Raw genomic sequence first — 5,701 nt, 5'->3', positions numbered from 1 at the left:
GGCGATGTAGCTACAAAACGTGTAGCGGCCATACCCATGTAGTGCATACCAGCAACAGCACACCCTAAAATAACAGCGCTAATTGAGTTATTTTGAAGAGGTGATAAAGAGGGTAAAAAACGCTCAAGATTAAAGCGACTGTAAAGGGCTATAAAGGAGAGGGCTACAGCAACAATGATTGATAACGCAAAAATCAATGGATCATATCTAAGTAAAGGAGCAAGATCCATTGCAGCCATGCCGCTATAATGCATAGTGCCAATGCCGGCTCCTAGTAACACAGAGCAAATCGACAATACTTTTAGATTCCCTTTACTATTTACTAGCATTGATACAGCGTACTGACATGCTATAAATGCTGGTATAAAAGAAAGGAGAGTGATTGTTGGATCATAATCAATATTAGTACACAGTGAAAAGGCAAGCATACCAATAAAGTGCATACTCCAAATACCAGCCGAAAAAACAGTAGCAGCGGTCACATTTGCTAAACGTTGGTAGCTGGGAAATTGAGTTGCTTTTGCGAGATCTATAAGTCGAATGGTGAAAAAGGCTGCAAAAATAGCAATTAGCAATGACATTGAAACTAATAGAGGATCGTAAACGCCATTAATGATTAAGCTAGGATCTTGGTCTGTGATAAAAAAAGCTGATAACATAATGGCTCAAAATATAATCTTTATTTATCAAGTTTAATCTAATTAATTAATAAATAAACCGTTAATTCAATGAAGTGAATAAAATAACGAATTTATTACTTTTCGTTTTCTTTTATTTATCAGGGATTAGTTTTTTAGTTGGTGTTTTTTATTCTAATGTATTGCCTTTAACGGGGCTAAGTTCGATTTATATGGTCATATTTAAGTTTCTATCGAGCAACCTTAAGAAAACTAATGAATTGGCTTAACTAAGCGAAAAGTACACTTTATTTGGTTTTATTAATTGCTGGTGAATTTTCTCGTAGCAATATCATTAATGAGTATGAAAGTGTTTGAATATCAGTTAAAGAAAAGTATAAAACGTAAAACGGTTGCCATTAAAGTACATAACAAGAAGGTGACTGTATATGCCCCTCAGTTTGTTAGTAATAAACACATTCAAGAATGGCTTTTTGATAAGCAGGTGTGGGTAAATGATCAATTAACTAAACAGCACAATATTGCTGATAGCAGACAGAACCCGCTCAAAGACAAACAAATTTTAATTTTTGATAGCATTGTAAATATAGAATTTAAGCAAGGTAATAAGTCCGAAGTAATAAGCTGTAACGACAGCTTGCTTATTACGCACTCTTCACGCGTTAAAAATACTTCGCAAAAATATCAGCAACTTCTTGAAGAATATTTAAAAGAGCAACTAACTGCATATATAGAAATGCGTTTAGCGTACTTCTGCGCACAAATGGGTGAAGAATTACCTACGAGTCTAAAAGTAGCTATTTATAAGCGTAAGTGGGGAAGTTGTAATAGTAAGCGAGAGCTAACATTTAATTTGCATTTAATTGGAGCGCCTTATCATGCTATTGATTATGTGATTGTCCACGAGTTAGCGCATTTACGTCACTTAAACCACAGTAAAGCTTTTTGGCAACACGTTGAGCGTTTTTTTCCTAATTATAAAGCATCATCAACATGGCTAAAGAAAAATAGCATGAGTTTACAATGGGTATTTTGAAGTTAACCTGAATATAGGAATATAGGAATATAGGAATATAGGAATATAGGAATATAGGAATATAGGAATATAGGAATATAGGAATATAGGAATAGTAGAGAAGTGGTGGAGGGAGCTGGATTCGAACCAGCGAAGGCTGAGCCGTCAGATTTACAGTCTGATCCCTTTGGCCGCTCGGGAACCCCTCCACACTAATTTTATTGCATTTGGCCCCACTTAACTTAGCGGTAAGAAAAGTGGTGGAGGGAGCTGGATTCGAACCAGCGAAGGCTGAGCCGTCAGATTTACAGTCTGATCCCTTTGGCCGCTCGGGAACCCCTCCAATGCAACGGCGCTGATAATAGCAAATTGCGTATTTAAGTAAAGAAAAAAGCTAAAGAAAATTGAAATAAAGCCGATAAATATCTATCAGTTACCACAATCGACTAAAGACTATGCAAATAGATGATTTGTTAATCACAGAGAGTCAGTTAAACAGTAGGCTCAATAATAGTGTGCATGAAAATCGCCGTGGCGAATTTTCTCTATTATTAGCGATGCTGTCACATGACGCACTTGACTTTAGCCAATTTCATTTACCAAAAACTGAAATAGATAATTTAGTTATAGAAGAAGAGGCATTAAGAAAGCAATTAGGCGCAGGTCCAAAGCAACTTTTAGCCCCTGATGAATACAATATGTTGGTTGGACAGTTTAATGCATCATTAATATCTCAAGAAGGAGAGCGCTGCGGTATGACAAGTATTAAGTTAAGACAGTGCTTAAAGCCTGAACCACTTGCGATTAGAAATGATGATAAGCATATTCCACTTAATATAATAGATAACTGTGAGCTTGCTGTCAGAAGAAGAATTAAAAGCGAACAAACACAACTTGCTAATCCTCCTATAGATGCAGCTGCTTTTTACGACAGCCTTAATAATGATGCAATACATCAACCACTTCAGCTTATTGCGGTGTGATATATGATTGTAATAATCATCAGTTAATATATGCTTTATAACGGGTCTGCTTTATATATTTGCTAATAATTGATTTAATGAAAAAAAAGCATCCAAAAATTAAATGCAATTGCTATAATGGCGTCAAATGGTATGACATGAAATGCCATTATCATTAAACCAAGGTAATTAGGAACGTAATGAAGAAAACATTCACGCTAAATCACGAGAAAATCAAATACCCTCGTATGGTTGATGCTGCAAAGCACGAAGTGAAAAAATATTTGAAAAGAGAGCGTAATAAAACGCTACCTGAAGATGCTGACTATTGGGCATTTGACTGTAAGTTTGGTAACACAGCTGAAGATGCGCAAGTTGTGCACGTTGCTGAATTAAGTAACCAAATTGGCGAAATTGAAAAGCAAGGTTTGACCTCTTTCTACGTAGAGATTTTAGCTCGACCTGCTCAACGTCAGCAATTAGATTTAGATGATGACGAATAATACTTAACTAAATTAAGTATTCAAAGTTATAAAATGAGCCCAAGTGGCTCATTTTTTGTTTTTATGCAATAAAGATTTACTAAAAAGCATTTTTATTAGTAACCAATAAGTAGAACCCCTGTTAATTAACATTTGCATAACAAAATGTGATGCTATAGGCTGTTTTTAATTAAAAAAACAAAACATTTTTACTATGCCAATAAATTACTCTGACCATCAATTAAAACTAAGTTTAAAGAATTCTAAAGTACTTATAGTTGACGATCAGTTATTAAGCTTAATCGTATTGAAAAAAATATTATCTGAGCATTTTAATGTGACAACAGCTGGAAGTGGTGAAGAAGCAATTGAAATTTGTAATGTAAATGTACCCGATATAGTCCTACTCGATATTAGTATGGGTGGAATGAGTGGTATTGATACATGTTTAAAATTAAAAAATAATACTGAAACACAGGATATCCCAGTTATTTTTGTTACATCCTTTGAAAACGAAGAAGAAGAGTGTTGGGAAGCCGGAGCTGTTGATTTTATTAAAAAGCCGATTATAAAAGAAACACTATTTAGAAGGGTTCGTGCCCATATAACGTTAAAATTACAACACGACTTACTCAATCAAAAAGTATTTTTAGATGATTTAACTAAAGTATTCAATCGCCGTTATTTTGATGCACATTTTTCTAAAATGGAACGAAGCGCCTTACGAGAAAAAGTTGACTATGCATTATTACTCATCGATATAGATTATTTTAAGCAATACAATGATATCTATGGTCATGTGCAGGGGGATACGGTGTTAAACCTAGTAGCACAAACTATTACTAATAGTTTGCAAAGGCCAACCGATTTTGTTGCGCGTTATGGCGGCGAAGAGTTTGTAGTTGTTCTACCGCATACAAGCACTGAAGGTGCAATTTGTGTTGCTGATAAAATTAAACAGAATGTGGCCGATTTAGAAATATTACACAAATATTCAGAATATGATTTTGTGACTATTAGTATTGGCGGTGCAACCCTACAACCATACGTAAATAACAAAAACACGTTGCAGATCGCAGATGAAAAAATGTATGAGTCTAAAATGCAAGGGCGTAACAAAGTGTGTTTTTAAGTTTAATTAGCTAATAAATCACTCTGCCACTTAAAAACACCTTTTAGGTGATAAATATTAAATAAGATTATTTATTACATGCTATGACATTTTTTGTACTTTTTATTGCTACCGCATGGGCAGTTATCATTTCTGCCTACTTTAATATCTTCAACAGGATATATAGTGCCATCTAAATAACGCCATTGAGTGTTTTCTTTAATAAACTGCGACTTTTCGTGAAGCTCACAAAATAAGTTTTGATAAAAATATTGGGCTTTAAATTCTACAGTTCCAGTATCGCCATCATGGCTTGAGTCAATTAAATCAAGATTTATAAATCGACAGCTGTTAGCAAAATCATTGATTTCTTTAACCGGGTTTTCAGCTTGTTTTTCTTTTGCGTAGGTTTGATAAACATATTTTGCATTTTTAATAACATAAGCACTGAATCGTGAGCGCATAAGTTGTTCAGGAGTGTCAGCTTGCTTTACAGATAAGTGAAGCGGCTCGCAGCAATCGGCATAATTGTGCCCACTGCTGCAAAAACATAATGTGGTATTGAGTGAAGTCATAATAATAATACAGAATCTAAAACATTAGTTTAACAAGCTTATTGAGCGAGTGGTATCTCTGTTGTTTGAGCGTTTTTAGTAAAACAGTATAGTTTTGTATTCGTTTTACTTAAATCGAACGATAGATTTGTAAGTAGTTGGTTATTAACTATATCGGTCCAGGTAATTACCGCTGCAAAGTTTCCATTATGTAACGCAGAATTTAATACATACTCTAAATTTACTAGGTGCTTCTGTCTAATAACAAGTAATTTGCTTGTATCAATAGAGCATGAGTCAAGTAAAGCTTTGCTCGGTACATGATCTGGCGCAATTAGTAACGTCCATGCATTAGAGCTATTGTATTGGTGTAATACTTTTAAAAGCTCAAAGGTCGCTGAAATTTCATCTTCAATTTGGATCAAATTTACGCAATCGCTTTGCTCGTCTTGTTGGTAACTTTTAACTGTTCTTACGGTAATAGGCTGTAACATAATTTCACTCACTGGGTTTTTATACAGTATTCCTATACAGTAGTTTATACAGTGCTTTCGTGCAAGCATTTTATGCTATTTATTTGTACAGTTATTCAGCCTTTGATCATTGTTTTTTATTTTTAAATCTATAATTATTTATTAATCAACTTGTTATAGGCTTGTTTTTGAGGGGGTATTTCAAAAATAAATTTTTGAGTAATGTTTTAATTTGTGGGTTTTATACTGTGTAGGAGTATCTTTGTAACTATATACAGTATTTTTCAACACTGTATACAGTACTTATAACTTAGTTGGTTTATGTGTCTTCACTCGTGCGAGGGATCATATGAGAAAACTGGAGTTGGTGAATTTGTTCGTACAAACTTGCTGCATAACATTGAGCATCTTTAAATCGCTTAGTTTCGATATGTTTGCGTATATCTGTAACCGCTGCAGTGGCAGG

7 protein-coding genes, 2 tRNA genes and 1 pseudogene are annotated in these 5,701 nt (G+C 34.4%); 4 read left to right on the top strand and 6 right to left on the bottom strand.

What is annotated here, in order from left to right:
• A partial coding sequence (locus L652_RS0105640; protein ID WP_029770193.1) for an MHYT domain-containing protein occupies positions 1 to 659 on the bottom strand: 659 nt, incomplete at its 3' end.
• Between the two features lie 316 nt (positions 660 to 975).
• On the opposite strand from L652_RS0105640, the gene L652_RS0105635 reads away from it, so the two are divergent.
• Entirely contained in the window at positions 976 to 1,674 is a 699-nt protein-coding gene (locus L652_RS0105635; RefSeq protein ID WP_029753235.1) for a SprT family zinc-dependent metalloprotease, read from the top strand.
• A 103-nt stretch (positions 1,675 to 1,777) separates the two neighbouring features.
• On the opposite strand, the gene L652_RS0105630 is transcribed toward L652_RS0105635, so the two are convergent.
• Positions 1,778 to 1,862: transfer RNA gene (locus L652_RS0105630), tRNA-Tyr, on the bottom strand.
• Between the two features lie 49 nt (positions 1,863 to 1,911).
• A tRNA-Tyr gene (locus tag L652_RS0105625) sits at positions 1,912 to 1,996 on the bottom strand.
• Positions 1,997 to 2,108: 112 nt separating this feature from the next.
• Between L652_RS0105625 and L652_RS0105620 the strand changes: the two genes are divergently transcribed.
• From L652_RS0105620 to L652_RS0105610, 3 genes are all read left to right on the top strand, one after another.
• Positions 2,109 to 2,636, top strand: coding sequence for a VC2046/SO_2500 family protein (locus L652_RS0105620; protein ID WP_024595940.1), 528 nt, complete (start codon positions 2,109 to 2,111; stop codon positions 2,634 to 2,636).
• A gap of 179 nt (positions 2,637 to 2,815) precedes the next feature.
• Positions 2,816 to 3,118 carry a DUF6172 family protein gene (locus L652_RS0105615; protein ID WP_002961433.1) on the top strand — a complete coding sequence of 101 codons (303 nt, stop codon included), beginning with the start codon at positions 2,816 to 2,818 and terminating at the stop codon, positions 3,116 to 3,118.
• A gap of 193 nt (positions 3,119 to 3,311) precedes the next feature.
• Positions 3,312 to 4,229 carry a diguanylate cyclase gene (locus L652_RS0105610; RefSeq protein ID WP_024595939.1) on the top strand — a complete coding sequence of 306 codons (918 nt, stop codon included), beginning with the start codon at positions 3,312 to 3,314 and terminating at the stop codon, positions 4,227 to 4,229.
• 74 nt (positions 4,230 to 4,303) lie between these two features.
• Here L652_RS0105610 and L652_RS0105605 read toward each other — a convergent pair whose 3' ends face one another.
• From L652_RS0105605 to L652_RS1000000125315, 3 genes and pseudogenes are all read right to left on the bottom strand, one after another.
• Complete coding sequence (locus tag L652_RS0105605) at positions 4,304 to 4,783, bottom strand: YchJ family protein (RefSeq protein WP_024595938.1); 480 nt, start codon at positions 4,781 to 4,783, stop codon at positions 4,304 to 4,306.
• 38 nt (positions 4,784 to 4,821) lie between these two features.
• Positions 4,822 to 5,256, bottom strand: coding sequence for a SulA-like leucine-rich domain-containing protein (locus tag L652_RS0105600; protein ID WP_002961428.1), 435 nt, complete (start codon positions 5,254 to 5,256; stop codon positions 4,822 to 4,824).
• Positions 5,257 to 5,554: 298 nt separating this feature from the next.
• A pseudogene (locus tag L652_RS1000000125315) lies at positions 5,555 to 5,701 on the bottom strand (sel1 repeat family protein); the annotation flags it as partial.

It is taken from the genome of Pseudoalteromonas sp. TB25, from assembly GCF_000497995.1.
Classification (GTDB): Bacteria; Pseudomonadota; Gammaproteobacteria; order Enterobacterales; family Alteromonadaceae; genus Pseudoalteromonas; species Pseudoalteromonas distincta.
This window is presented reverse-complemented; position numbering and strand designations above follow the sequence as displayed.